Source organism: Pantoea sp. ACRSB, assembly GCF_022346905.1.
Taxonomy (GTDB): domain Bacteria; phylum Pseudomonadota; class Gammaproteobacteria; order Enterobacterales; family Enterobacteriaceae; genus Pantoea; species Pantoea piersonii.
The window spans coordinates 441554-464245 of the sequence record NZ_JAKRNL010000002.1 but is presented as its reverse complement, the minus strand read 5'-3'; the positions used below and the strand labels follow the sequence as shown (position 1 = coordinate 464245).

Genomic DNA, 22692 nt, shown 5'->3' with positions numbered 1-22692 from the left:
GCCTCAGCCTTACCCGCTGCTTTAAAGCAGCAGCGCGTCTTTAACTTTTCTGCTCTGACTTCAGCCAGGCAATCTCATCCTTCCAGATATCCGGATTAATGGTTTCCAGAATCAGCGGGATGCCGTCGAAGCGCGCATCCTTCATCAGCCAGCTAAAGACCGTTTTGCCGATATTGCCTTCGCCCAGGCTGTGATGACGATCGACGCGGCTGCCAAAGGCGCTTTTGGCGTCGTTAAGGTGCATGCCGCGCAGATACTGCAGGCCGACGATGCGCTCAAAGGCGGCGAAGGTCTCTTCGCACGCCGCTTCGGTACGCAGATCGTAGCCGCCGGCAAAGGCGTGGCAGGTATCGATACAGACGCCGACGCGGGATTTATCCTCAACGTGCTCGATAATCGTCGCCAGATGTTCGAAGCGGAAGCCGAGGTTGCTGCCCTGACCGGCCGTATTTTCAATCACCGCCACAACCTGCGACGTCTTATCCAGCGCAATATTCACCGACTCGGCGATGCGCTTCAGGCAGGCTTCTTCCTCAATCTGATTCAGATGGCTGCCGGGATGGAAGTTAAGCAGGGTCAGACCCAGCTGCTCAGCGCGCTGCATCTCATCAATAAAGGCTGCGCGCGATTTTTCCAGCGCGTCCATAACCGGATGGCCGAGGTTAATCAGAAAGCTGTCGTGTGGCAGGATCTGCTGCGGGCCAAAATTATATTTTTCGCACGCGGCTTTAAACGCGTCGATAGTGGCGGCAGAGAGCGGGGCCGCCTTCCACTGTCGCTGATTCTTGGTAAACAGGGCAAACGCGGTGGCTTCCAGTTCATGGGCACGAATCACTGCCTGATCTACGCCGCCAGCAGCGCTGACGTGTGCGCCGATATATTTCATGCCGCTTCTCCTGAAAAGGCTGACTAAAAGAAGCCCGCATCATACCCGATGCGCCTGATGCAAGAAATGCTGCGCCAGCAGATTGAACCTGGCTGGCCGGAATCGCGACGTTCAGAACATCGACCGATCGGTATATGTCATATGAACCACGCGCCGCGCTGGCTTAAAGGTGAAATTGCTAATATATTTGCAATCAACCAGATAAACCGATAAGGCCGAAAGATGTTATTTGCCCGTTTACGCCGCTGGGCCGCCCTGATCAAAAAAGATGTGCTGACCCTGTGGTTCGCCTGCCGCGATCCGCGTACGCCGTGGTGGTTTAAGCTGCTGGCGTTTGGGCTGGTGGCCTATGCGCTCAGCCCCATCGATCTTATTCCCGACTTTATCCCGATTATCGGCCTGCTGGACGATGCGATTATTATTCCGCTGGGCGTGCTGATCCTGCTGCGTCTGCTGCCGCGCGACGTGCGCATCAGCAGCGCGGAGCGCGCCGAAGTGCAGCGCGCGCGCGGCAAAAAGGTCGTCAGCGGCTTTGGCCTGGTTTTAATGGTGCTGATCTGGCTGGCGGTGCTGTTTTACCTCGTGCATCGCTACGCCATGTGAGGAGAAACCATGCATATCACGCTGCGTCAGATAGAAGTGTTTACCGAGGTGCTGAAAAGCGGCTCGACGACCCAGGCCTCGCAGGTGCTGGCGCTCTCGCAGTCTGCGGTGAGTGCGGCGCTGGCGGACCTGGAGGGCCAGCTTGGCGTACAGCTGTTCGATCGCGTCGGCAAGCGGCTGGTGCTGAACGAACACGGTCGTTTGCTCTATCCGCGCGCCATTGGCCTGCTGGAGCAGGCGAGTGAAATCGAACAGCTGTTTAAAGAGGACAACGGCGCAATCCGTATTTACGCCAGCAGCACCATCGGCAATTACCTGCTGCCGGGCATGATAGCCGCTTTTCGCCGCGACTTTCCCGGCCTGCCGCTGGAGCTGAGCGTTGGCAACAGCCAGGACGTTATTAACGCCGTGGCCGATTTCCGCGTCGATGTCGGCCTGATTGAAGGGCCGTGTCATATGACCGAACTGGTGAGCGATCCCTGGCTGGAGGATGAGCTGGTGGTGTTCGCCGCGCCCGATGCGGAGATTCTGCGCCAGCCGGTCACGCTGGAGAGCCTCGGCAACGCGCCCTGGATCCTGCGCGAGCGCGGGTCCGGCACGCGCGAAATCGTCGACTATCTGCTGCTCTCGCATCTGCCGGCCTTTCAGCTGGGCATGGAGTTGGGTAATTCAGAGGCGATCAAGCATGCGGTGCGGCACAATATGGGCATCAGCTGTCTGTCGCGTCGCGTTATCGCCGATCTGCTGGAGGCGGGAACGCTGGTGGAACTGTCGATTCCGCTGCCGCGCCTGACGCGCACCCTCTACCGTATTCACCATCGTCAGAAGCACCTTTCCAGAGCGCTTAACCGCTTTCTCTCTTACTGCCGCGAGTAGCCGCAAGAGGTTTTTGCTTATAATTCAGCGGCGATCATGAAGGTAACTAATAACACGGCGCCAGTGCTATACAGGGCAGGGTGAATTGCTACAATCGCGCCTCATTTTTAGCGAGCCTAGTGTTTACACATGCATAACGACACAAATACAACACAACAACCTGCGTTACGACGCGAGTTAAAGGCGCGTCACCTGACGATGATCGCCATCGGCGGTTCGATCGGCACCGGCCTTTTTGTCGCCTCCGGCGCCACTATCTCTCAGGCAGGCCCCGGCGGCGCGCTGCTTTCCTACGCGCTGATTGGCCTGATGGTCTACTTCCTGATGACCAGCCTCGGCGAGCTGGCGGCTTTTATGCCGGTTTCCGGCTCTTTCGCCACCTACGGTTCAAAATATGTTGAAGAGGGCTTTGGTTTCGCCCTGGGGTGGAACTACTGGTATAACTGGGCGGTCACCATCGCCGTGGATCTCGTCGCCTCGCAGCTGGTAATGAACTACTGGTTCCCTGATACGCCGGGCTGGATCTGGAGCGCGCTGTTCCTCTGCCTGATGTTCCTGCTTAACTTCATCTCTGTGAAAGGCTTCGGCGAAGCGGAATACTGGTTCTCGCTGATTAAGGTCGCCACCGTCATTATCTTTATCGTTGTCGGCGTACTGATGATCCTTGGCATTCTGCGCGGCGGCGAACATGCCGGCTGGCATAACTGGCAGGTCGGCGAAGCGCCGTTCGCGGGTGGGTTCGCCGCGATGATTGGCGTGGCGATGATAGTCGGCTTCTCTTTCCAGGGCACTGAGCTTATCGGCATCGCGGCGGGGGAGTCGGAAGATCCGGCGAAAAACATTCCGCGCGCGGTGCGTCAGGTTTTCTGGCGTATTCTGCTGTTTTATATCTTCGCTATCCTGATTATCAGCCTGATCCTGCCTTATACCGATCCGCAGCTGCTGCATAACGATGTAACCGATATCAGCGTCAGTCCTTTTACCCTGGTGTTCCAGAATGCGGGCCTGCTGTCGGCGGCGGCGGTGATGAACGCGGTAATCCTGACCTCGGTGCTGTCAGCGGGCAACTCCGGCATGTATGCCTCAACGCGCATGCTCTATAACCTGGCGAGCGAAGGCAAAGCGCCGCGCATTTTCGCGCAGCTGTCGAAAGGCGGCGTGCCGCGCAACGCGCTGCTGGCGACCACCGTCGTGGCGGGTCTCTGCTTCCTGACCTCGAAGTTCGGCAACCAGGAAGTCTATCTGTGGCTGCTGAATACCTCTGGTATGACCGGCTTTATCGCCTGGCTGGGCATTGCCATCAGCCACTATCGCTTCCGTCGCGGCTATATCGCGCAGGGCCACAGCCTTGACGATCTGCCATACCGTTCAGGCTTTTTCCCGGTCGGCCCGATTTTTGCCTTCGTGCTCTGTCTGATCATCACGCTGGGCCAGAACTATCAGGCTTTCCTTAACGACAAAATCGACTGGTACGGCGTCGCCGCTACCTATATCGGACTGCCGCTGTTTTTGATTATCTGGTTCGGCTACAGGCTGACGCGAGGCACCCGTTTCGTGAAGTACAGCGACATGGAATTCCCGATCCACAAAGAGTAAGGCTACAGAACAGATGACGAGGCCCGCAGAGCAAAGCGTCTGACTCACAGAAGCGTGGGTTGCCTTTGCGCTCGGGCCTTGTTATTTGCGGTAGCACAGGAAGCGCGGCGGGGCCGCGCTTTTTGCGTTAAGGTGCCCTTTTGTTTAGGTTGAAGAATTGATAATTATTATCATCTGCTCTATTGTGGCAGCGTTTTCGACCGAACCTTTAGAACAGGCTTTTTATGACGGACTCAACTCTGCCCGCGCAGGGCGCTATGGGCCGCTATCATCAGGTATTGCGCCGCCGCATGCTGATGATCGCCGTACTGGTGCTGGCCATTATTGCCTCGCTGGTGCTGGACTTTACGCTTGGCCCGGCTGGACTCTCGCTGCCGACGCTGTGGCAATCTCTGCTTCACCCCGCAACCGTCGACGCCGGTACGCGCGTCATCGTCTGGGATATCCGCTTGCCCTATGCGCTGATGGCGGTGGTGGTGGGATTTTGTCTTGGCCTGGCGGGCGCCGAGATGCAGACCATCCTGAATAACCCGCTGGCCAGCCCCTTTACCCTGGGCGTCTCCTCGGCGGCGGCTTTTGGCGCGGCGCTGGCGATTATTCTCGGTATCGGCATTCCTGGCGTGCCGGATCAGTGGCTGATTTCCGCCAACGCCTTTGTCTTTGCGCTGTTCGCCGCGCTGATGCTCGACGGCGTGACGCGCTGGACGCGGGTCTCTACCTCAGGCGTGGTGCTGTTTGGCATCGCGCTGGTGTTTACCTTTAACGCGCTGGTGTCGATGATGCAGTTTATCGCCAGCGAAGATACCCTGCAGGGCCTGGTATTCTGGACCATGGGCAGTCTGGCGCGCGCCTCCTGGGAGAAGCTGGGCGTGCTGAGCGCCGCATTTGCGCTGCTGCTGCCGTTCTCGCTGCTCAGCAGCTGGAAGCTGACCGCGCTGCGCCTCGGCGAAGACCGCGCGGTCAGTTTCGGCATCGACGTGCGCCGTTTGCGCCTCGCGACGCTGCTGCGCATCAGTATTCTTTCCGCGCTGGCGGTTGCCTTTGTCGGGCCAATCGGCTTTATCGGGCTGGTGGCGCCGCATATCGCCCGCATGATTTTCGGCGAAGATCATCGCTACTATCTGCCTGCCAGCGCCCTGACCGGCGCGCTGGTGCTTTCGATGGCGTCGGTGGCGTCGAAAAACCTGATCCCTGGCGTGATTATTCCCGTTGGCATCGTCACCTCACTGGTTGGCGTGCCTTTCTTCCTGAGCATTATTCTGCGCCACCGGGGGAATGTATGAGCCAGGGACTGACGTTAAAACACTTCACCACGGGCTACCCGAAACGCAAAGTCATTGAGGATCTCAGCGTACCGCTGCTGCCGCGCGGCAAAATTACGGTGCTGCTGGGGCCGAACGGCTGCGGCAAATCGACGCTGCTGCGCGCGCTGGCCGGGCTGAACAAAGGGCAGGGCGAACTCTGGCTGAACGGCGAAGAGCTGATGCAGCAGCCTTTTGCCCGCCGCGCCCGGCGCGTGGTCTATCTGCCGCAGTCGCTGCCTGCGGGCGTGCATCTGCATGTGCTGGAGTCGATTATCGTGGCGCAGCGCGCGTCCGGCGGGCTGCATAACGCTGCCAGCGAAGCGGAAGTGATGTATCTGCTGGAACAGCTTGGCATTTCGCATCTGGCGATGCGCTATCTCGATCAGCTTTCGGGCGGCCAGAAACAGCTGGTGGGCCTGGCGCAGTCGCTGATCCGTCGCCCGGAACTGCTGCTGCTGGATGAGCCGCTGAGCGCGCTGGATCTTAACTATCAGTTCCATGTGATGGATCTGGTGCGGCGCGAAACCGCCCAGCGCAATATCGTCACCGTGGTGGTGGTGCATGACATTAATATCGCCTTACGCCATGCGCACCATGCGCTGATGCTGAAAGAGGGGGCGTTGATAGCGGACGGCGCGCCGGATCGGGTGATTACGCCGGAAACGCTGGCGCAGGTCTATGGCGTGAAAGGACGTATTGAGCGCTGCTCGCAGGGGATGCCGCAGGTAATGATCGACGGGCTGGCGGATTCAGCGCTGGTTTAAATAGCGTGACGCACAGCTAAAATTCAGGGCCGCATTGCGGCCCTGAACGTTCTACACCAGCAGATGCTGCGCATGGAAGCGCAGATGATCCTCGACGAAGGTCGCGATGAAGTAGTAGCTGTGGTCATAGCCGGGCTGCACGCGCAGCGTCAGCGGGAATCCCACCTCTCTTGCCACCACATCCAGCCGCTCCGGCTGTAGCTGATCTGCCAGGAACTGATCGCTGTCCCCCTGATCGATCAGGATCGGCAGACGCGACTGCACCTCGCGCATCAGCGCGCAGCTGTCATAGTCGCGCCAGGCTGCGCGGTCCTCGCCCAGGTAGGCGCTGAACGCTTTCTGACCCCAGGGCACTTCGCTGGGATTGACGATAGGCGCAAAAGCCGACGCCGACGCGAAGCGGTTGCCGAGGCGCAGCGCCAGCATCAGCGCGCCGTGGCCGCCCATCGAATGTCCCATAATCGACTGCCGCTCGCTGATATTGAAGTTGCCGGCGATCAGCGTCGGCAGCTCCTGGCTCAGGTAGTCGAACATGCGGTAGTGCGCTGACCAGGGCGCCTGGGTGGCATTGAGATAGAACCCCGCGCCCTGACCAAGATCGTAAGCGGCGTCGTTGGCGACCGCATCGCCGCGCGGGCTGGTGTCCGGCATAATTAACACCAGTCCCAGCTCCGAGGCGACGCGCTGCGCGCCGGATTTGGTGCTGAAATTCTCATCCGTACAGGTCAGCCCTGCCAGAAACCACACCGCGGGCGGCGGCGTGTCGTCTTTCGGACTGGGCAAAAAAATGCTGAAGGTCATCGGGCAGTTCAGCACGTCTGACTGGTGTCGCCAGCGTTGTTGCCAGCCGCCGAACATCCGGTGTTCTTCCAGCAGTTCCAGCGTGGTTGCCATATCGCCTCCCGATTACTTGTTAAAGTGCACCACCGAACGAATAGATTTACCTTCGTGCATCAGATCGAAGGCCTCATTAATCTCTTCCAGCGGCATGGTGTGGGTAATAAAGTCGTTCAGGGCGAATTTACCGTCCAGATAGTCCTGCACGATGCCCGGCAGCTGCGAGCGGCCCTTCACGCCGCCGAAGGCGGAACCGCGCCAGACGCGACCGGTGACCAGCTGGAACGGACGGGTAGAGATCTCTTCGCCCGCGCCGGCCACGCCGATAATTACCGATTCGCCCCAGCCTTTATGGCAGCACTCCAGCGCGGAACGCATGACGTTGACGTTGCCGATGCACTCAAAGGAGAAATCCACGCCGCCGTCGGTCATCTCAACGATAACGTCCTGGATCGGTTTCTCATAATCTTTCGGATTCACCAGATCGGTCGCGCCCAGCTTGCGTGCCAGGTCGAACTTGCTGGTATTGATGTCGATACCGATAATGCGTCCGGCTTTCGCCATTTTCGCGCCGATTATCGCCGACAGACCGATGCCGCCGAGGCCGAAAATCGCTACGGTATCGCCTTCTTTAACTTTGGCGGTATTCATCACCGCGCCCATGCCGGTAGTGACGCCGCAGCCCAGCAGGCAAACTTCTTCCAGCGGCGCTTCTTTGCTGATTTTCGCCAGCGAAATTTCCGGGACGACGGTGTACTCGGAGAACGTCGAGGTGCCCATATAGTGGAAAATCGGCTTGCCGTCTTTAAAGAAGCGCGTCGTGCCGTCCGGCATCAGGCCTTTGCCCTGGGTAGAGCGGATCGCCTGGCAGAGGTTAGTTTTGCCCGACAGGCAGAATTTGCACTTGCCGCACTCTGGCGTGTAAAGCGGGATTACATGATCGCCTACTTCGACGCTGGTCACGCCTTCGCCTACCGCTTCTACAATGCCGCCGCCTTCATGGCCGAGAATCGCCGGGAACACGCCTTCCGGATCTTTGCCCGACAGGGTATAGGCATCGGTATGGCAAACGCCGGTGGCAACGATACGCACCAGCACTTCGCCTTTTTGCGGCGGCATCAAATCCACTTCTTCGATTTTCAGCGGTTCGCCAGCGGCCCAGGCAACGGCGGCGCGGGTTTTGATCATGTTCATGCATTCCCTCTTGCGGTCAGATGAGGACGCGCCGAAACGGTCGCGTCCGTGGTCGTGATATCAATAAAAATAGCGCGTAACTGAGTAATTAGTCTGCGACCTGCAGCGGATGCAGTAGCCGATCGTCCTGCGGCCGGTCGTCAAACATATCAATAATCAAATATTTCAGGGCTTCGACGTTGGGCGTAAAAGCGTCGCGTCGCCACATCAGCCAGGTGGCAGTATCGCGGTACGCCGGCGGCAGCTCATGCGCCTGCACGCGGGCGCGCTCAGGCATCTGCGCTAAAACCGATTCCGGGATCATCGCTACACCCGCGCCGCCCGCCACGCAGGCCATCATCGCGTGGTAGGACTGGATCTCCATGACGCTGCCGGGCGCGACGCCGCTGTCGCGATACCAGGCTTCCAGCTTCACGCGATAAGAGCAGCTGTTGCGAAAAGCGAACAGCGTATCGTTTTGCGCGTCGCGCGCGCTCTCCACCGGCGCATGATCGAGGCTGGTGATCAGCGTCAGGGTTTCCCGGAAGGCGATACAGCCGTTGAGATCGTCATAAGGCGCCGGGCCGTCAACCAGCGCGGCGGCCAGTGTGCCTTCGCGCACTTTGTCGATAATCTCGCCGGAGGTGCTGGTGATCAGCGACAGCGCGACCTTCGGGAAGCGCTGATGGTAGGCCGCCAGCAGGCCCGGCAGGCGCGTCGCGGCGGTGCTCTCCATCGAGCCGAGCGCGAAGTTACCCGCCGGTTCGCCGGCGCGCGCCATACTCAGCGCCTCGTCGCTCAGCGTCAGGATTCGCTGTGCATAGTTAAGAAAGTTGTGGCCCATCGGCGACAGGCGAATGCGCTGTTTCTCACGGATAAACAGGTCGACGCCAATCTCCTCTTCCAGCTGGCGTAGCCGCGTGGTGAGATTAGAGGGGACGCGATGGAGTTGTTCCGCAGCGCGCGCCAGCGAACCGGTTTCGGCCACAGAACAGAACATACGTAGCTGGACAAGATCCATTTATTCTTTTCTCGTAAACAACTTGATATGAATTATTCAGTTTTCGTGAGTTTAATAAGCTGGCATGTTATAAGCAAGAGATAATAAAACGCAGGAGTAAGGAAATGGCTTTTCGCGTGGCGCTCAGCGCCTTTCTGGCGCTGGTCGTGGTGATGGGGATTGGACGTTTCGCCTTTACGCCGCAGGTGCCGCTGATGATACACGACGGCCAGCTGACGCTGACCAGCGCCAGCCTGGTCGCGGCGCTTAACTATCTCGGCTACCTGTGCGGCTCCTTTGACGCGATGCGCGCCAGGCGCCACGTCGAGCTGCGCCTGCAGCTGGGCGTCTGGGGCGCGGTGATCCTGACGCTGCTCTCCGCCTGCGTCAGCGGCCCCTGGCTACACGGGGCAGTGCGCTTTCTTATCGGCTGGGCGAGCGGCATGGCGCTGGTGCTGGTTGCCGCCTGGAGCAGCGAACAGCTGCATCATTACGGCCGTCCCAGCCTGTCAGCGGCGGTCTTCGCCGGACCCGGCGCGGGGATTTTCATCAGCGGCCTGCTGGCGGTGCAGCTGCATGCGCTTCAGGTTTCCGCCTCGCTGGCCTGGGCGGCTTACGGCCTGCTGGCGCTGCTCTTTATCGCCGCTGTCGCGCGCAATTTGCCGCGCCGCGTCGGCGATCTGCATCGACCCGATCAGGCGCCGCAGCCGCTGGTGCTGACCAGAAATTTACGACGGCTGGTGCTGAGCTATAGCCTGGCGGGCTTCGGCTATATTCTGCCTGCGACTTTTCTGTCACAGATGGCGGCGGCGCGCTTTCCCGACGGCGCATTCGCCCAGTTCGTCTGGCCGATTTTCGGCGGCGCGGCGATAGTCGGCATTGCGCTGGGGATCCTGACGCGCGGCCTCGCCAGCACGCACCGGCGGCTGGCGCTGGTGCTCTGGGCGCAGGCGCTGGGCGTGGTGGCGGCGGCGTGGCTGCCGGGCTTTAGCGGCCTGCTGATTGGTGCGCTGCTGGTGGGTGGCGGCTTTCTCTGCGTGGTGCAGCTTGCGCTGGCCTGTGCGCGTGAGCTGGCGCCGCAGCATACGCGCTATATGGCGGGACTGCTGACCACTGGCTACGCCATTGGGCAGCTGGTGGGGCCGGTGCTGTCGTCGCTCTCCACCGCGCTGCTGCACCGGCTGGAGCCGGCGCTGTGGATCGCCGGTCTGGGGCTGGCCGTGGGCGGTCTTCTGGTCTGGCGACGATCATAATGAAAAGCTTTCATCGCCGATTGGATTGATTACTGGATTACCCAAACGGAAAGCTTCACAATACGCGCTCAGAATTGAACCCGTCGGTCTCTCCGGCGGGCGTTACACCTGCGGAGATGAGTACGATGAGCACCCTTAGTCAGGAAGCTATCCTGGTTCACGAAGCGCTGCTGGCGCGAGGCCTGGAGACGCCGTTACGCGCGCCGACGCGTGAAATGGATGATGAAACCCGTAAGCGCCTGATCGCTGGCCACATGACTGAAGTCATGCAGCTGCTGAATCTGGATCTTGAGGATGACAGCCTGATGGAGACGCCACATCGCATCGCCAAAATGTATGTGGATGAGGTGTTCTCCGGCCTGGATTACGCTAACTTCCCCAAAATCACCGTCATCGAAAACAAGATGAAAGTGGATGAGATGGTGACGGTGCGCGATATCACGCTGACCAGCACCTGCGAACATCACTTTGTGATTATCGACGGCAAAGCCACCGTGGCCTATATTCCAAAAGACAAGGTGATCGGCCTGTCGAAGATCAACCGTATCGTCCAGTTCTTTGCCCAGCGTCCGCAGGTGCAGGAGCGTCTGACGCAGCAGGTGCTGGTGGCGTTGCAGACGCTGCTTGGTACCAACAACGTTGCGGTTTCTATCGATGCGGTGCACTACTGCGTGAAAGCGCGCGGGGTGAAGGATGCCACCAGCGCAACCACCACCACTTCGCTGGGCGGTCTGTTTAAGTCGAGCCAGAATACCCGCCAGGAATTCCTGCGCGCGGTACGCCATATTTAAATCTCAGGGCGAGGCTGTTGGCTATGCGCCTGCGAGGGTGAGAAAGCCCGATCGTAAAGACGCAAACAGGAGATCGCGGCTCGCGAACAGGCGCCTTATTTGAGGCGCTTTTATTATCGGGCCACGGCTCCGCGTTGTGCAAGAACGCTTCCGACGTTTGTTCCTGACGCGGGGGCGTTTGCTCTTCGGTCTGCGCCATCCCCCAGCAGGCTTTAAGCCGCCTCTGTTTCTCACCTCAACAGGGACCGATATGCAACGTTATCATGCGCTGGATTTTATTCGCGGTTGCGCCATCCTCGGCATTTTGTTGCTTAATATCGTCGGCTTCGCTTTACCTTCCGCCGCTTATCTGAATCCTGCCTGGCACGGCGAGCCGGCTACCGACGAGGTCTGGACCTGGGCGGTGCTTGATACCCTGGCGCAGCTGAAATTCCTTACCCTGTTCGCGCTGTTGTTTGGCGCGGGCCTGCAGCTCCAGCTGCCGCGCGGCGGCCGCTGGCTGTCGGCGCGCCTGACGCTGCTGGCGATTATCGGCCTGTTCCATGCCATTGCGATGTGGGAAGGGGATATCCTGCTTGATTACGCCATTATCGGGCTGATCGTCTGGCGTATGCTGCGCGACGTGCCCTCAACGCGCAGCCTGTTTCATACCGGCGCGCTGCTTTATCTGGTGGGCTGCGGCGTGCTGCTTATTTTCGGCTCCATCTCCGCTCCCGAACCGAGCAGTTCATGGCTGCCAGGCGCGGCCGATCTGGAGTATGAACGCTTCTGGAAGCTGGCCGGCGGCTGGGAAGCGGTGCATAACCGTCTCGATCATCTCTCTTCCAGCCTGATGGCGCTGGCGGCGCAGTATGGCTGGCAGCTGGCAGGCCTGATGATGATGGGCGCGGCGCTGCTGCGCTGCGGCTGGCTGACCGGCGGCTTCAGCGCGCGGCACTATCGCCGCTGCGCCGCGCTTTTGCTGATAACAGGCTATGCCATTGCCCTGTCCGGCGTGGTGTCGCAGTGGATGCTGCACTGGTCGTTTCGCTGGAGCGGCTTCTATCTGCAGGTGCCGCGCGATCTCGCCAGCCCCTTTATCAGTCTCGGCTATGCCGCGCTTATTCTGGCCTACTGGCCGCGCCTGGCCCGCTGGCGCTTCAGCGCGGCGATCCAGTGCGTCGGCCGTATGGCGCTGAGCAACTACCTGCTGCAGACGCTGATCTGCACCACGCTGTTTTATCGCTTTGACCTCTTTATGCGCTTCGACCGCCTGCAGCTGCTGGCGTTTGTCCCTGCTGTCTGGCTCGTCAATATCCTCTTCTCGGTGATCTGGCTGCGCTTTTTCCCGCAGGGGCCGCTTGAGTGGCTCTGGCGGCGGCTGACGCGTCTGGCGGCAGGCAAAACACCGCATCGTCCCTCATTCAGATAATGATGTTCATCACAAAGGTTACATAATTGTATGTAACCGTTTTCATCAGTGTGACGTGATTCACGCTGCTGTTTAGCCGCGCCTGACAGAATAGCGCCGGGTTTACTTCCTGGCGTGATGCCTTTTTTTCCTCTGTGGAACAGCTGCATGATAACGATTCGTGATGTTGCCCGTCTGGCTGGCGTGTCGGTGGCGACCGTCTCACGCGTGTTGAATAACAGCAGCGCCGTCACTGCCGACACGCGCGATGCGGTGCTGCAGGCCGTGGAGTCGCTGGGCTATCGCCCCAATGCCAACGCGCAGGCGCTGGCGACGCAGGTGAGCGATACCATCGGCGTGGTGGTAATGGACGTCTCCGATCCCTTCTTCGGCGCGCTGGTTAAAGCGGTGGATACCGTGGCGCAGCGGCTGCACAAACATGTGTTGATCAGCAACTCCTGGCATCAGGAAGATAAAGAGCGCCATGCGATTGAGGTGCTGATCCGTCAGCGCTGCAATGCGCTGGTGGTGCACGCGAAAACGCTTTCAGACGAAGAGCTGGCCTCTTTTATGCAGCAGGTGCCGGGCATGGTGATGGTAAACCGCATCGTGCCGGGCTTCGCCCATCGCTGCGTCAGCCTGGATAACGTGGCTGGTGCGCTGATGGCGACCAGAATGCTGCTGCAGCAGGGACATAGCCGCGTCGGCTATCTCTGTTCCAGCCATCCGATCGAAGATGTACAGCAGCGCCGTGAAGGCTGGGAGCAGGCGCTGGTGGAGCAGGGCATCCGTCCGCAGGAGAGCTGGATCGCCAGCGCCGAACCCGATATGCAGGGCGGTGAAGCGGCGATGGTAGAGCTGCTGGGGCGTAACGTGCATCTCAGCGCGATTTTTGCCTACAACGACGGCATGGCGGCCGGCGCGCTTACCGCGCTGAAAGATAACGGCATTCAGGTGCCGCAGCACTTCTCTATTATCGGTTTCGATGATATTCCCATGTCGCGTTACACCGATCCTCAACTGACCACGGTGCGCTATCCCATTGTTTCAATGGCAAAACTGGCGACAGAGCTGGCGCTGAGCGGCGCGGCGGGCCAGCTGGACGCCAGCGCGCAGCATGTCTTTATGCCGACGCTGGTGCGTCGTCATTCTGTGGCTCAGCGACAAAATGTGGAGTCTGTCACTAATTCAGGCGATAGCCTGATGTAACCGTTTTCAATCTGTGATTGTATTCACAGTTAATTAACATGCCGCTCACTATGATGGCTGCGTCTTACCGGACTGAAACATTATGTAACGCCGCCATAACCGCAGCTGGCGTGGTTTCAGCAACCCGTTGAAAAGGTTCATCACATCTTCAGGATGCGTTGTCGCACAAGGAAGTCAGGTTTCTGGACGGCGATTCAGCGGGGTAGCGGGATACCACTCGCCTCTTTTTGACTCGCCGAATCTTATTTTACCGAAAGCTCTTACGCGTTTGACGCGTCTGAGCCAGTACTACCCTGCAAAAAACCGGAGATACCATGAATAAGAAGGTTTTCACGCTTACAGCTTTGGTTGCCAGCATGATGTTCGGCGCAACGGCACACGCAGCGGACACGCGTATCGGCGTGACCATCTATAAATATGACGACAACTTTATGTCGATGGTACGCAAGGACATCGAGAAAGAAGCCAAAAACCTCGGCGGCGTGCAGCTGCTGATGAATGACTCGCAGAACGACCAGTCCAAGCAGAATGACCAGATTGACGTGCTGATGGCGAAAGGCGTGAAGGCGCTGGCGATTAACCTGGTGGATCCGGCTGCGGCAGCCGTAGTGATCGATAAAGCGCGCAGCAATGACGTGCCGGTGGTGTTCTTCAACAAAGAGCCGAACGCGAAAGTGCTGGCCAGCTACGACAAAGCTTACTATGTCGGCACCGACTCTAAAGAGTCCGGCATTATTCAGGGCCAGCTGATTGAGAAACACTGGAAAGCCTCGCCGAACTGGGACCTGAACAAAGATGGTCAGATTCAGTTCGTGCTGCTGAAAGGCGAGCCGGGCCATCCGGATGCCGAAGCGCGCACCAAGTATGTCATCGATACCCTGAACAAAGACGGCATCAAAACTCAGCAGCTGGCGATGGATACCGCAATGTGGGATACCGCGCAGGCTAAAGACAAGATGGACGCGTGGCTCTCTGGCCCGAACGCCAACAAAATCGAAGTGGTCATCGCTAACAACGACGCCATGGCGATGGGCGCGGTTGAAGCGCTGAAGGCACATAACAAGACCTCTATTCCTGTGTTCGGCGTCGATGCGCTGCCAGAAGCGCTGGCGCTGGTAAAATCGGGCGCGCTGGCGGGCACCGTCCTGAACGATGCTGAAAACCAGGCGAAAGCAACGCTGGATATGGCGAAAAACCTGGCGGACGGCAAAGCCGCCACCGAAGGCACCAGCTATAAAATTACCGACAAAATCGTCCGCGTACCTTACGTTCCGGTCGATAAAGAGAATCTGTCTCAGTTCCAGAAGTAATCCTGTCCGGGCGCGGCTGAGCCGCGTCCTGTTTTCACTTGACCAACGCTTTTTTTAGCCAGGTAAATTATGGCCAGTGATAATCCGACCGCGCAGCGTGAATATCTGCTGGAAATGACGAATGTGTCAAAATCATTTCCAGGGGTTAAAGCCTTAGATAATGTGAATTTAAAAGTGCGGCCTCACTCCGTTCATGCATTGATGGGTGAAAACGGCGCCGGTAAATCGACATTATTGAAATGCCTGTTTGGTATTTATAAAAAAGATACGGGGAGCATCCTGTTTCAGGGTGAGGAAATAGATTTTAAAAGTTCAAAAGAGGCGCTGGAAAATGGCGTTTCGATGGTGCACCAGGAGCTGAACCTGGTTTTACAGCGCACCGTCATGGACAATATGTGGCTGGGTCGCTATCCGCAAAAAGGCCCGTTCGTCGATCAGGATAAAATGTATCGCGATACCAAAGCGATTTTCGACGAGCTGGATATTGATATCGATCCGCGTGACAAAGTGGCGACGCTCTCTGTCTCGCAGATGCAGATGATTGAAATCGCCAAGGCGTTCTCCTATGACGCCAAAATCGTCATTATGGACGAGCCGACCTCTTCGCTGACGGAAAAAGAGGTGAACCATCTGTTCACCATTATCCGCAAGCTGAAAGATCGCGGCTGCGGCATTGTCTATATCTCGCACAAGATGGAAGAGATTTTCCAGCTGTGCGACGAAATTACTATTCTGCGTGACGGGCAGTGGATCGCCACCCAGCCGCTGGAAGGGCTGGATATGGATAAGATCATCGCCATGATGGTCGGTCGCTCCCTGAACCAGCGTTTTCCCAACAAAACTAACGTGCCGGGCGAAACCATTCTTGAGGTGCGTAATTTAACGTCGCTGCGTCAGCCGTCGATTCGCGACGTTTCGTTCGATCTGCGTAAAGGGGAGATTCTGGGCATTGCCGGGCTGGTGGGCGCCAAGCGTACCGATATCGTCGAAACCCTGTTTGGTATTCGCGAGAAAGTTAGCGGCACTATTAAGCTCCACGGCAAAGCGATTAATAACCACAGCGCCAACGAAGCCATTAATCACGGGTTTGCGCTGGTGACGGAGGAGCGTCGCTCTACCGGTATTTATGCCTATCTGGATATCGGGTTTAACTCGTTAATCTCGAATATTAAGAAGTATAAAAACAATATCGGGCTGCTGGACAATAAACGCATGAAGAGCGATACCCAGTGGGTTATCGACGCCATGCGTGTAAAAACGCCGGGGCACCACACGCAAATTGGATCGCTTTCGGGCGGTAACCAGCAAAAGGTTATTATCGGCCGCTGGCTGCTGACCCAGCCTGAAATACTGATGCTTGACGAACCGACGCGCGGTATTGACGTCGGCGCGAAATTCGAAATCTACCAGCTGATTGCCGAGCTGGCGAAGAAAGAGAAGGGCATCATTATTATCTCTTCCGAAATGCCGGAGCTGTTGGGCATTACCGATCGTATTCTGGTGATGAGCAACGGTCAGGTAGCGGGCATTGTAGATACCAAGACAACCACGCAGAACGAAATATTGCGTTTAGCGTCATTACACCTTTAATGAAGCAAGGGCTGTTAACATGAAAGCGACTACTAAAAAGAATGCGCTAACCTGGCTGAAAGAGGGCGGCATTTATGTCGTTCTGCTGGTTTTACTGGCTATTATTATTTTCCAGGATCCGACATTTTTAAGCCTGATGAACCTGAGTAATATCCTCACCCAGTCTTCGGTGCGTATTATTATCGCGCTGGGCGTGGCGGGGCTGATCGTTACGCAGGGCACCGACCTCTCGGCCGGTCGTCAGGTGGGGCTGGCGGCGGTAGTGGCGGCAACGCTGCTGCAGTCGATGGAAAACGCCAATAAGGTCTTCCCGACGCTGGAAACCGTACCGATTCCGCTGGTTATTCTGGTGGTGTGCGTTATTGGTGGACTGATCGGCCTGCTGAACGGCGTTATTATCGCCTATCTCAAGGTGACCCCGTTTATTACCACACTCGGCACCATGATTATCGTGTACGGCATCAACTCGCTCTATTACGATTTTGTTGGCGCGTCGCCGATTGCCGGGTTTGATACGGGCTTCTCAAAGTTCACGCAGGGCTTCTTCCGCTTTGGCGACTTTAAGCTCTCCTATATTACTTTCTACGCCATTATCGCTATCGTTTTCGTCTGGATCCTGTGGAATAAAACCCGCTTTGGCAAAAACATTTTTGCTATCGGCGGCAACCCGGAAGCAGCGAAGGTTTCTGGCGTTAACGTGAACTTTAACCTGATCCTTATCTATGCGCTTTCCGGCGTGTTTTACGCCTTCGGCGGGATGCTGGAAGCGGGCCGTATCGGCAGTGCCACCAACAACCTCGGCTTTATGTATGAGCTGGACGCTATCGCGGCGTGCGTGGTGGGCGGCGTCTCCTTTGCCGGCGGCGTGGGTACGGTAGCGGGCGTGGTGACCGGCGTGATCATCTTTACCGTGATCAACTACGGTCTGACCTATATCGGCGTGAACCCTTACTGGCAGTACATTATCAAGGGCGGCATCATTATCTTCGCCGTGGCGCTGGATTCGCTGAAGTACTCGCGTAAGAAGTAACACTGAAGGAATGTTGAAAAAAGAGCGACCTGCGGGTCGCTCTTTTTATTTGGCCGGTACCGGTTGGGGGGTCAGAGGCTGAGCGGACGACAGGGGCTGTTCCGCAAAGGCGCTTAAGGCATCCTTGCCCGCTCGGCCCGCGCCTTCCATGGCGCGGGACGCTTTGCTCCACAGCCCCTGTCGCCCGCTGGACAGGCTTCGGAGCTGCCTGAATAAAATGACATCCGCTCTTTCTATTTCTGCGCTTTCTGCTCGCTTTCCAGCAGCTGCTCCGGCGTTACCGCCGGATAGCTCTGCGCATCTTCCGGCACCTCATGCACCGCCGGTATTGGCACCAGCGGGCCAAGGAAGCGCGGCTCGCGCTTCATGACATAGAGATCGGCCAGCGCGCCGAGACGCGCGCCCACCTCGCGGAAACGGACGCTGAGCATATTTTTCGGTGAGGGCACCGCATAGCACTGCGCCTGAATCCCCATATGCAGGGCGATAAACAGGGCGCGCTCGCAGTGGAAACGCTGGGTGATAATAATAAAGTCGTTGGTGTCGAACACCTTGCGCGTGCGCACGATGGAGTCAAGCGTACGGAAACCGGCATAGTCCAGCACGATATCCTGCGGATCGACGCCCGCTTTGATCAGATCGCGACGCATGGTCATGGGTTCGTTATAGCTGCTCATGGCGTTGTCGCCGCTGAGCAGCAGATAGTTGACCTTGCCGCTGTTGTAGGCGTTCAGCGCGCCCTGAATGCGATAAAGGTAATACTGGTTATAGACGCCGGTGCGGTAATACTTCGCGGTGCCTAGTACCACGCCAACCTGACGATGCGGCAGCGAGGCGACGTCTTCGTAAATATAGGGGGCAGTTTTCCAGCTGATCCAGCGATCCAGGCCGAGCGCGGTCGCCACCACCAGTAAGATGATGAACAGAAGACCAATAAAAACGCGTTTCAACATACGCGTGGGCGCTCGAGGTCAGGAAAATTCGGTGCATCAAGGCTACTTGAGGACCTGCCACGAAGCAAGTTACTGCCGGCTGGCTGATGGATTTTTGCGCGACTGCCGGGCCTGAGACGGCCCGGCGTTGGTCTGTCAGATAGAGGTACGACGATAGTGGCGATACTGCGGCAGCCAGAAGTTATTAGCCACCGCCTGCGACAGCACATCTTCCGACGTGACTACCGCGACGCCAGCCAGCTGCGCGGCTTTGCCGACTTCCATGGCGATAATTTTCGATACGCCCTGAATATCCTTAATCTCCGGCAGCACCGGCCCTTCGCCTTCGTTCACCAGCGGCGAACAGTCGGCCAGCGCGCGGCTTGCCGTCATCAGCATTGAGTCGGTAACGCGCGTCGCGCCTGAGGCGATAACGCCCAGGCCGATGCCAGGGAAGATATAGGAGTTGTTACACTGCGCGATCGGATAGGTTTTGCCTTTCCAGCTCACCGGCGAGAAGGGGCTGCCGGTCGCTACCAGTGCCGCGCCGTCTGTCCAGGCGATAATATCCGCTGGGGTCGCTTCCACGCGTGACGTCGGGTTGGAGAGCGGCATCACGATGGGGCGCGCGCAGTGTTTGTGCATCTCACGGATGATCTCTTCGGTAAACAGCCCCGGCTGGCCGGAAACGCCGATAAGAATATCGGGACGGGCGTTGCGCACCACGTCAAGCAGCGAGATTGAATCGCTTGAGGTATCCCACTCCTTCAGGTTTTCACTTTTCTGCACCAGCTTGCTCTGGAAATCGAGCAGGTTTGGCAGTTTGTCGGTCAGCAGGCCGAAGCGATCGACCATCAGCACGCGGGCGCGCGCCTCTTCGTCGCTTAATCCTTCAGATTTCATCTGGGCGATAATCTGCTCGGCGATGCCGCAACCGGCGGAACCTGCGCCGAGGAAGACCACTTTCTGCTCGCACAGGCGGCTGCCCGCGGCGCGGCTGGCAGCGATCAGCGTGCCGACGGTCACGGCGGCGGTGCCCTGAATATCGTCATTAAAGCAGCAGATTTCATCGCGGTAGCGCTGCAGCAGCGGCATGGCGTTTTTCTGCGCAAAGTCTTCAAACTGCAGCAGCACGTTCGGCCAGCGGCGTTTAACCGCCTGGATAAAGTCATTAACGAACGCGTCATACTCTTCGCCGGTAATGCGCGGATGACGCCAGCCCATATAGAGCGGATCGTTAAGCAGCTGCTGGTTGTTGGTACCGGCGTCCAGCACCACCGGCAGCGTATAAGCGGGTGAAATGCCGCCGCAGGCGGTATAGAGCGACAGCTTGCCGATAGGAATGCCCATGCCGCCGATGCCCAAATCGCCGAGGCCGAGAATGCGCTCGCCGTCGGTTACTACAATCACCTTCACGTTCTGCTTGGTGGCGTTTTGCAGCATATCTTCGATATGGGCGCGATTCGGATAGGAGATAAAGACGCCGCGCGCGCGGCGGTAGATCTCGGAAAAGTGTTCGCAGGCCGCGCCGACGGTTGGGGTATAGATAATCGGCATCATCTCTTCGAGATGATTGTCGAGCAGGCGATAGAAAAGGGTTTCGTTGGTGTCCTGAATATTGCGCAGGTAGACGTGCTTATCGTTATTGTTTTTGAAATCCTGGAACTGACGCCAGGCGCGCTCAGCCTGCTCTTCGATACTCTCGACCGCTTCAGGCAGCAGGCCGTTGAGGTTAAATTCGTTGCGCTCTTCCAGCGAGAAGGCGCTGCCTTTATTCAGCAGGGGAAATTCCAGCAGGATCGGGCCAGCGTAGGGGATGTACAGCGGACGCTTACTTTCGTACTCATGTTCCATGAATTGATGCTCCGGTTGCGATGTTGTCTGGCAAAGCTCAGACGCCAGTCTTCTTTTTTGTACTGCTGGCGCACGATCCTATGAAATTTCTCGCCGATGTACAGCTTTTGTAAATAAAAGATATTGCAATTGTTGAAAAGCGTGTTGCGCGCCTCAGCCTTTGCGCAGCGTGACGCGTGCGAGCCGGGTGCAGCCCAGCGCGGCCAGGGTCGCCTGAGTGGCCGCGAACTGATTCAGCGTGGCGTTTTCCACTTCAGCCAGCGCTGCCGCCTCGATATTTTCGCAGGCTTCGCCCTGCATATTCAGCAGGATCAGCGCGGCCTGTAGCGGCGGCAGGCTCGGGTTATAGGCGGCATTCTCGGCGTAGCGTCCGGTGACTATCGCGCCGCCCGAGGTGCGCAGCGCAATGCCGCTGTGGGAGCCGCTGTAGGGCGCATGGCTCTGGTTAGCAGCCGCGATTGCCGCCTGCGCCAGCGTATCGCCTTCCGCCAGATAGCCGTGGTCTACCTTATCCAGCAGCAGCGTGGTGATGTTCAGGTCGCGCGGGCCAAAGGCGTCCGGCAGATAGTCGCCCAGCGTGCTGACGCGGCGGCCAGGCAGGCTGATGCGCAGATCGGTGCCGCTGTTGAGTTCGTTCATAAACTGGCGACAGTGGCCACACGGCGTGTAGTTGACGGTAACCGCTTCCAGACGGCGCTCGCCGCGCAGCCAGGCGTGCGCAATCGCGCTCTGCTCGGCATGTACCGTTTGCTGTAGCGCCACGCCCGTAAACTCCATGTTGGCACCGAAGTACCAGTGGCCGCTGACGCCACGCGCCACGGCGCCCACGTTGAAGCGCGAGAGCGGCACGACGGCGCAGGCTGCCGCCAGCGGCAGCAGCGCCAGAGCAAGCGCATCGGCGTCCAGCTGTGTCTGCTGCATCAGCGATGCGACCTGCTCCGGCGTCAGCACCGCCTGAAACTGCGCGTCGTCAAGAACCGGACGCAGCGCGCTTTGCAGAGCAGCGGGCAGCGCGTCGAAGGCGGAGGTGAAACGTGGATGCATGATTGCCTCGTCAAAATCAGGCGGCCCATTGCCGCCTGAAGGGTTATATGTGATCTGTATCGCTCTGACAATGCAACAGATTTGCATCGTTTCAACTTTGCGAGATCAATCGCAAAGTTTTAGCCAAACGCGTGCAGCAGCAGCGGGAATATAAAGGGTGCCAGCAGCGAGGTAATGATGCCGCACAGCACCAGCGCCAGCGAGCTGAACGCGCCTTCCTGGTAATCTACCTCCGCCGCGCGCGCCGTACCGAGCGCGTGAGACGCATTGCCGATCGCCAGCCCGCGCGCCGCGCGGGTTTTTATCCCCAGCAGGTTGAGCACCATATGGCCGAATACCGCGCCGAGCACCCCGGCAATCAGCACGCAGATGGCGCTGATGGCGGGAATGCCGTGCAGCGAGGCGGAGACCGCCATCGCAATGGGCGTGGTAACGGATTTAGGCAGAATAGTGGCGGCGATTTCCGGCGTCGCGCCCATCCACAGCGCGATAGCGGTGCCGGAAACCATAGCGGTCAGGCTGCCGATAAAACAGACGCCGATAAGCGACTTCCAGCGTGCGCGGATTTGATGCATCTGCTCGTAGAGCGGCAGCGCCAGCGCAACGACCGCCGGCTGCAGCAGCTGGTTAAGGATCTGGCTGCCGGCGAAATAGCGCGTATAGGGGATTTGCAAAAGCAGCAGCAGCGGGATGATGATTGCCATCGCTACCAGCAGCGGATTGAGTAACGAAATTTTCAGCTTTGCCGCCAGGCGGCGCGCCAGCATAAAGGCGCCGACGCTGAGCGGCAGCGACCACCAGATGTCACTCACCGGGTTTCTCCTGCACGCTTCGCGTATGAATTTTATGGGCGCTCCAGCCGACAATGGTCAGAACAAGAAAGGTGCTGACAACGATAGAGACCACAATCGGCCCGAACTGAGCGCTCAGCACATCGGTGTAGTTCATGATGCCGACGCTTATAGGCACAAACAGCAGCGCCATATAGCGGATCAGCAAATGGCAGCCTGGCTTAACCCAGTCCACGGGGAGGATTTGCGTCGCCAGCAGGGCGAACAGCGTCAGCATACCGAGGATACTGCCGGGAATAGTGATCGGCAGCAGTACGGCGATGGCGTTACCCGCATAGAGACAGAGATAGATGATGACGAAGGCGCGTACGTAGCGCCAGCACAGAGACAGCACGGTGGGCATAGCAGGCTCCTGTTTTCACGGCACAACATAATACGGGACACAGTATGAAAAAGGGC

Annotated in this window: 21 protein-coding genes; 12 read left to right on the top strand and 9 right to left on the bottom strand. The window is 58.3% G+C overall.

Features of this window, described 5'->3' with window-relative positions; translation table 11 throughout:
* Window positions 1-40 precede the first annotated feature (40 nt).
* On the bottom strand, window positions 41-886 hold the full coding sequence (gene nfo, locus MHZ89_RS08420; RefSeq protein ID WP_120453172.1) for a deoxyribonuclease IV: 846 nt from the start codon (window positions 884-886) through the stop codon (window positions 41-43).
* Window positions 887-1108: 222 nt separating this feature from the next.
* On the opposite strand from nfo, the gene MHZ89_RS08415 reads away from it, so the two are divergent.
* The 5 genes from MHZ89_RS08415 to MHZ89_RS08395 all read left to right on the top strand — a co-directional run bounded on the left by MHZ89_RS08415 (window position 1109) and on the right by MHZ89_RS08395 (window position 6029).
* On the top strand, window positions 1109-1489 hold the full coding sequence (locus MHZ89_RS08415; RefSeq protein WP_311782624.1) for a YkvA family protein: 381 nt from the start codon (window positions 1109-1111) through the stop codon (window positions 1487-1489).
* A 9-nt stretch (window positions 1490-1498) separates the two neighbouring features.
* On the top strand, window positions 1499-2365 hold the full coding sequence (gene yieE, locus MHZ89_RS08410; protein ID WP_311782623.1) for a DNA-binding transcriptional regulator YeiE: 867 nt from the start codon (window positions 1499-1501) through the stop codon (window positions 2363-2365).
* 129 nt (window positions 2366-2494) lie between these two features.
* The gene (locus MHZ89_RS08405) at window positions 2495-3961 is read left to right on the top strand and encodes an amino acid permease (RefSeq protein ID WP_311782622.1); all 1467 of its coding nucleotides are present in this window, start codon (window positions 2495-2497) and stop codon (window positions 3959-3961) included.
* A gap of 224 nt (window positions 3962-4185) precedes the next feature.
* Entirely contained in the window at window positions 4186-5244 is a 1059-nt protein-coding gene (locus MHZ89_RS08400; protein WP_033750328.1) for an iron ABC transporter permease, read from the top strand.
* Window positions 5241-6029: an ABC transporter ATP-binding protein gene (locus tag MHZ89_RS08395; RefSeq protein WP_120453180.1), complete on the top strand. Its 789-nt coding sequence runs from the start codon at window positions 5241-5243 to the stop codon at window positions 6027-6029. Before MHZ89_RS08400 ends, MHZ89_RS08395 begins: the two co-directional genes overlap by 4 nt.
* Before the next feature lie 51 nt (window positions 6030-6080).
* Here MHZ89_RS08395 and fghA read toward each other — a convergent pair whose 3' ends face one another.
* The 3 genes from fghA to ptrR all read right to left on the bottom strand — a co-directional run bounded on the left by fghA (window position 6081) and on the right by ptrR (window position 9060).
* Window positions 6081-6923 (bottom strand): S-formylglutathione hydrolase, encoded by an 843-nt coding sequence (gene fghA, locus MHZ89_RS08390; RefSeq protein WP_311782621.1) that lies wholly within the window; start codon window positions 6921-6923, stop codon window positions 6081-6083.
* Between the two features lie 12 nt (window positions 6924-6935).
* The gene (locus MHZ89_RS08385; RefSeq protein WP_120453184.1) at window positions 6936-8060 is read right to left on the bottom strand and encodes an S-(hydroxymethyl)glutathione dehydrogenase/class III alcohol dehydrogenase; all 1125 of its coding nucleotides are present in this window, start codon (window positions 8058-8060) and stop codon (window positions 6936-6938) included.
* Window positions 8061-8148: 88 nt separating this feature from the next.
* Entirely contained in the window at window positions 8149-9060 is a 912-nt protein-coding gene (gene ptrR / locus MHZ89_RS08380) for a putrescine utilization regulator PtrR (RefSeq protein ID WP_120453185.1), read from the bottom strand.
* Between the two features lie 104 nt (window positions 9061-9164).
* On the opposite strand from ptrR, the gene MHZ89_RS08375 reads away from it, so the two are divergent.
* From MHZ89_RS08375 to mglC, 7 genes are all read left to right on the top strand, one after another.
* Window positions 9165-10292 carry a YbfB/YjiJ family MFS transporter gene (locus MHZ89_RS08375; RefSeq protein WP_311782620.1) on the top strand — a complete coding sequence of 376 codons (1128 nt, stop codon included), beginning with the start codon at window positions 9165-9167 and terminating at the stop codon, window positions 10290-10292.
* A gap of 125 nt (window positions 10293-10417) precedes the next feature.
* Window positions 10418-11083, top strand: coding sequence for a GTP cyclohydrolase I FolE (gene folE, locus MHZ89_RS08370; RefSeq protein ID WP_120453189.1), 666 nt, complete (start codon window positions 10418-10420; stop codon window positions 11081-11083).
* A gap of 250 nt (window positions 11084-11333) precedes the next feature.
* Entirely contained in the window at window positions 11334-12494 is a 1161-nt protein-coding gene (gene yeiB, locus MHZ89_RS08365; protein ID WP_311782619.1) for a DUF418 domain-containing protein YeiB, read from the top strand.
* 147 nt (window positions 12495-12641) lie between these two features.
* Window positions 12642-13682 carry an HTH-type transcriptional regulator GalS gene (gene galS / locus MHZ89_RS08360; RefSeq protein ID WP_311782618.1) on the top strand — a complete coding sequence of 347 codons (1041 nt, stop codon included), beginning with the start codon at window positions 12642-12644 and terminating at the stop codon, window positions 13680-13682.
* 314 nt (window positions 13683-13996) lie between these two features.
* Window positions 13997-14992, top strand: coding sequence for a galactose/glucose ABC transporter substrate-binding protein MglB (mglB, locus tag MHZ89_RS08355; RefSeq protein WP_120453196.1), 996 nt, complete (start codon window positions 13997-13999; stop codon window positions 14990-14992).
* 69 nt (window positions 14993-15061) lie between these two features.
* Complete coding sequence (mglA, locus tag MHZ89_RS08350; RefSeq protein ID WP_311782617.1) at window positions 15062-16582, top strand: galactose/methyl galactoside ABC transporter ATP-binding protein MglA; 1521 nt, start codon at window positions 15062-15064, stop codon at window positions 16580-16582.
* Window positions 16583-16601: 19 nt separating this feature from the next.
* Window positions 16602-17612 (top strand): galactose/methyl galactoside ABC transporter permease MglC, encoded by a 1011-nt coding sequence (gene mglC / locus MHZ89_RS08345; protein WP_120453200.1) that lies wholly within the window; start codon window positions 16602-16604, stop codon window positions 17610-17612.
* 233 nt (window positions 17613-17845) lie between these two features.
* Here the strand turns inward: mglC and sanA are convergent, their stop codons facing one another.
* The 5 genes from sanA to MHZ89_RS08320 all read right to left on the bottom strand — a co-directional run bounded on the left by sanA (window position 17846) and on the right by MHZ89_RS08320 (window position 22636).
* Window positions 17846-18565, bottom strand: a complete 720-nt coding sequence (gene sanA / locus MHZ89_RS08340) for an outer membrane permeability protein SanA (RefSeq protein ID WP_120453202.1) — start codon at window positions 18563-18565, stop codon at window positions 17846-17848.
* Window positions 18566-18700: 135 nt separating this feature from the next.
* Window positions 18701-20398, bottom strand: a complete 1698-nt coding sequence (locus tag MHZ89_RS08335; protein ID WP_311782616.1) for an NAD-dependent malic enzyme — start codon at window positions 20396-20398, stop codon at window positions 18701-18703.
* A 153-nt stretch (window positions 20399-20551) separates the two neighbouring features.
* The gene (cdd, locus tag MHZ89_RS08330) at window positions 20552-21442 is read right to left on the bottom strand and encodes a cytidine deaminase (RefSeq protein WP_311782615.1); all 891 of its coding nucleotides are present in this window, start codon (window positions 21440-21442) and stop codon (window positions 20552-20554) included.
* A 119-nt stretch (window positions 21443-21561) separates the two neighbouring features.
* Window positions 21562-22254 carry a CidB/LrgB family autolysis modulator gene (locus MHZ89_RS08325; protein ID WP_311782614.1) on the bottom strand — a complete coding sequence of 231 codons (693 nt, stop codon included), beginning with the start codon at window positions 22252-22254 and terminating at the stop codon, window positions 21562-21564.
* Window positions 22247-22636, bottom strand: a complete 390-nt coding sequence (locus MHZ89_RS08320) for a CidA/LrgA family protein (protein ID WP_120453208.1) — start codon at window positions 22634-22636, stop codon at window positions 22247-22249. Before MHZ89_RS08320 ends, MHZ89_RS08325 begins: the two co-directional genes overlap by 8 nt.
* Window positions 22637-22692: the final 56 nt, after the last annotated feature.

Coding starts and splice junctions, on each gene's coding strand:
- nfo (WP_120453172.1), bottom strand. CDS start 886: ATGAAATATATCGGCGCACACGTCAGCGCTGCTGGCGGCGTAGATCAG.
- MHZ89_RS08415 (WP_311782624.1), top strand. CDS start 1,109: ATGTTATTTGCCCGTTTACGCCGCTGGGCCGCCCTGATCAAAAAAGAT.
- yieE (WP_311782623.1), top strand. CDS start 1,499: ATGCATATCACGCTGCGTCAGATAGAAGTGTTTACCGAGGTGCTGAAA.
- MHZ89_RS08405 (WP_311782622.1), top strand. CDS start 2,495: ATGCATAACGACACAAATACAACACAACAACCTGCGTTACGACGCGAG.
- MHZ89_RS08400 (WP_033750328.1), top strand. CDS start 4,186: ATGACGGACTCAACTCTGCCCGCGCAGGGCGCTATGGGCCGCTATCAT.
- MHZ89_RS08395 (WP_120453180.1), top strand. CDS start 5,241: ATGAGCCAGGGACTGACGTTAAAACACTTCACCACGGGCTACCCGAAA.
- fghA (WP_311782621.1), bottom strand. CDS start 6,923: ATGGCAACCACGCTGGAACTGCTGGAAGAACACCGGATGTTCGGCGGC.
- MHZ89_RS08385 (WP_120453184.1), bottom strand. CDS start 8,060: ATGAACATGATCAAAACCCGCGCCGCCGTTGCCTGGGCCGCTGGCGAA.
- ptrR (WP_120453185.1), bottom strand. CDS start 9,060: ATGGATCTTGTCCAGCTACGTATGTTCTGTTCTGTGGCCGAAACCGGT.
- MHZ89_RS08375 (WP_311782620.1), top strand. CDS start 9,165: ATGGCTTTTCGCGTGGCGCTCAGCGCCTTTCTGGCGCTGGTCGTGGTG.
- folE (WP_120453189.1), top strand. CDS start 10,418: ATGAGCACCCTTAGTCAGGAAGCTATCCTGGTTCACGAAGCGCTGCTG.
- yeiB (WP_311782619.1), top strand. CDS start 11,334: ATGCAACGTTATCATGCGCTGGATTTTATTCGCGGTTGCGCCATCCTC.
- galS (WP_311782618.1), top strand. CDS start 12,642: ATGATAACGATTCGTGATGTTGCCCGTCTGGCTGGCGTGTCGGTGGCG.
- mglB (WP_120453196.1), top strand. CDS start 13,997: ATGAATAAGAAGGTTTTCACGCTTACAGCTTTGGTTGCCAGCATGATG.
- mglA (WP_311782617.1), top strand. CDS start 15,062: ATGGCCAGTGATAATCCGACCGCGCAGCGTGAATATCTGCTGGAAATG.
- mglC (WP_120453200.1), top strand. CDS start 16,602: ATGAAAGCGACTACTAAAAAGAATGCGCTAACCTGGCTGAAAGAGGGC.
- sanA (WP_120453202.1), bottom strand. CDS start 18,565: ATGTTGAAACGCGTTTTTATTGGTCTTCTGTTCATCATCTTACTGGTG.
- MHZ89_RS08335 (WP_311782616.1), bottom strand. CDS start 20,398: ATGGAACATGAGTACGAAAGTAAGCGTCCGCTGTACATCCCCTACGCT.
- cdd (WP_311782615.1), bottom strand. CDS start 21,442: ATGCATCCACGTTTCACCTCCGCCTTCGACGCGCTGCCCGCTGCTCTG.
- MHZ89_RS08320 (WP_120453208.1), bottom strand. CDS start 22,636: ATGCCCACCGTGCTGTCTCTGTGCTGGCGCTACGTACGCGCCTTCGTC.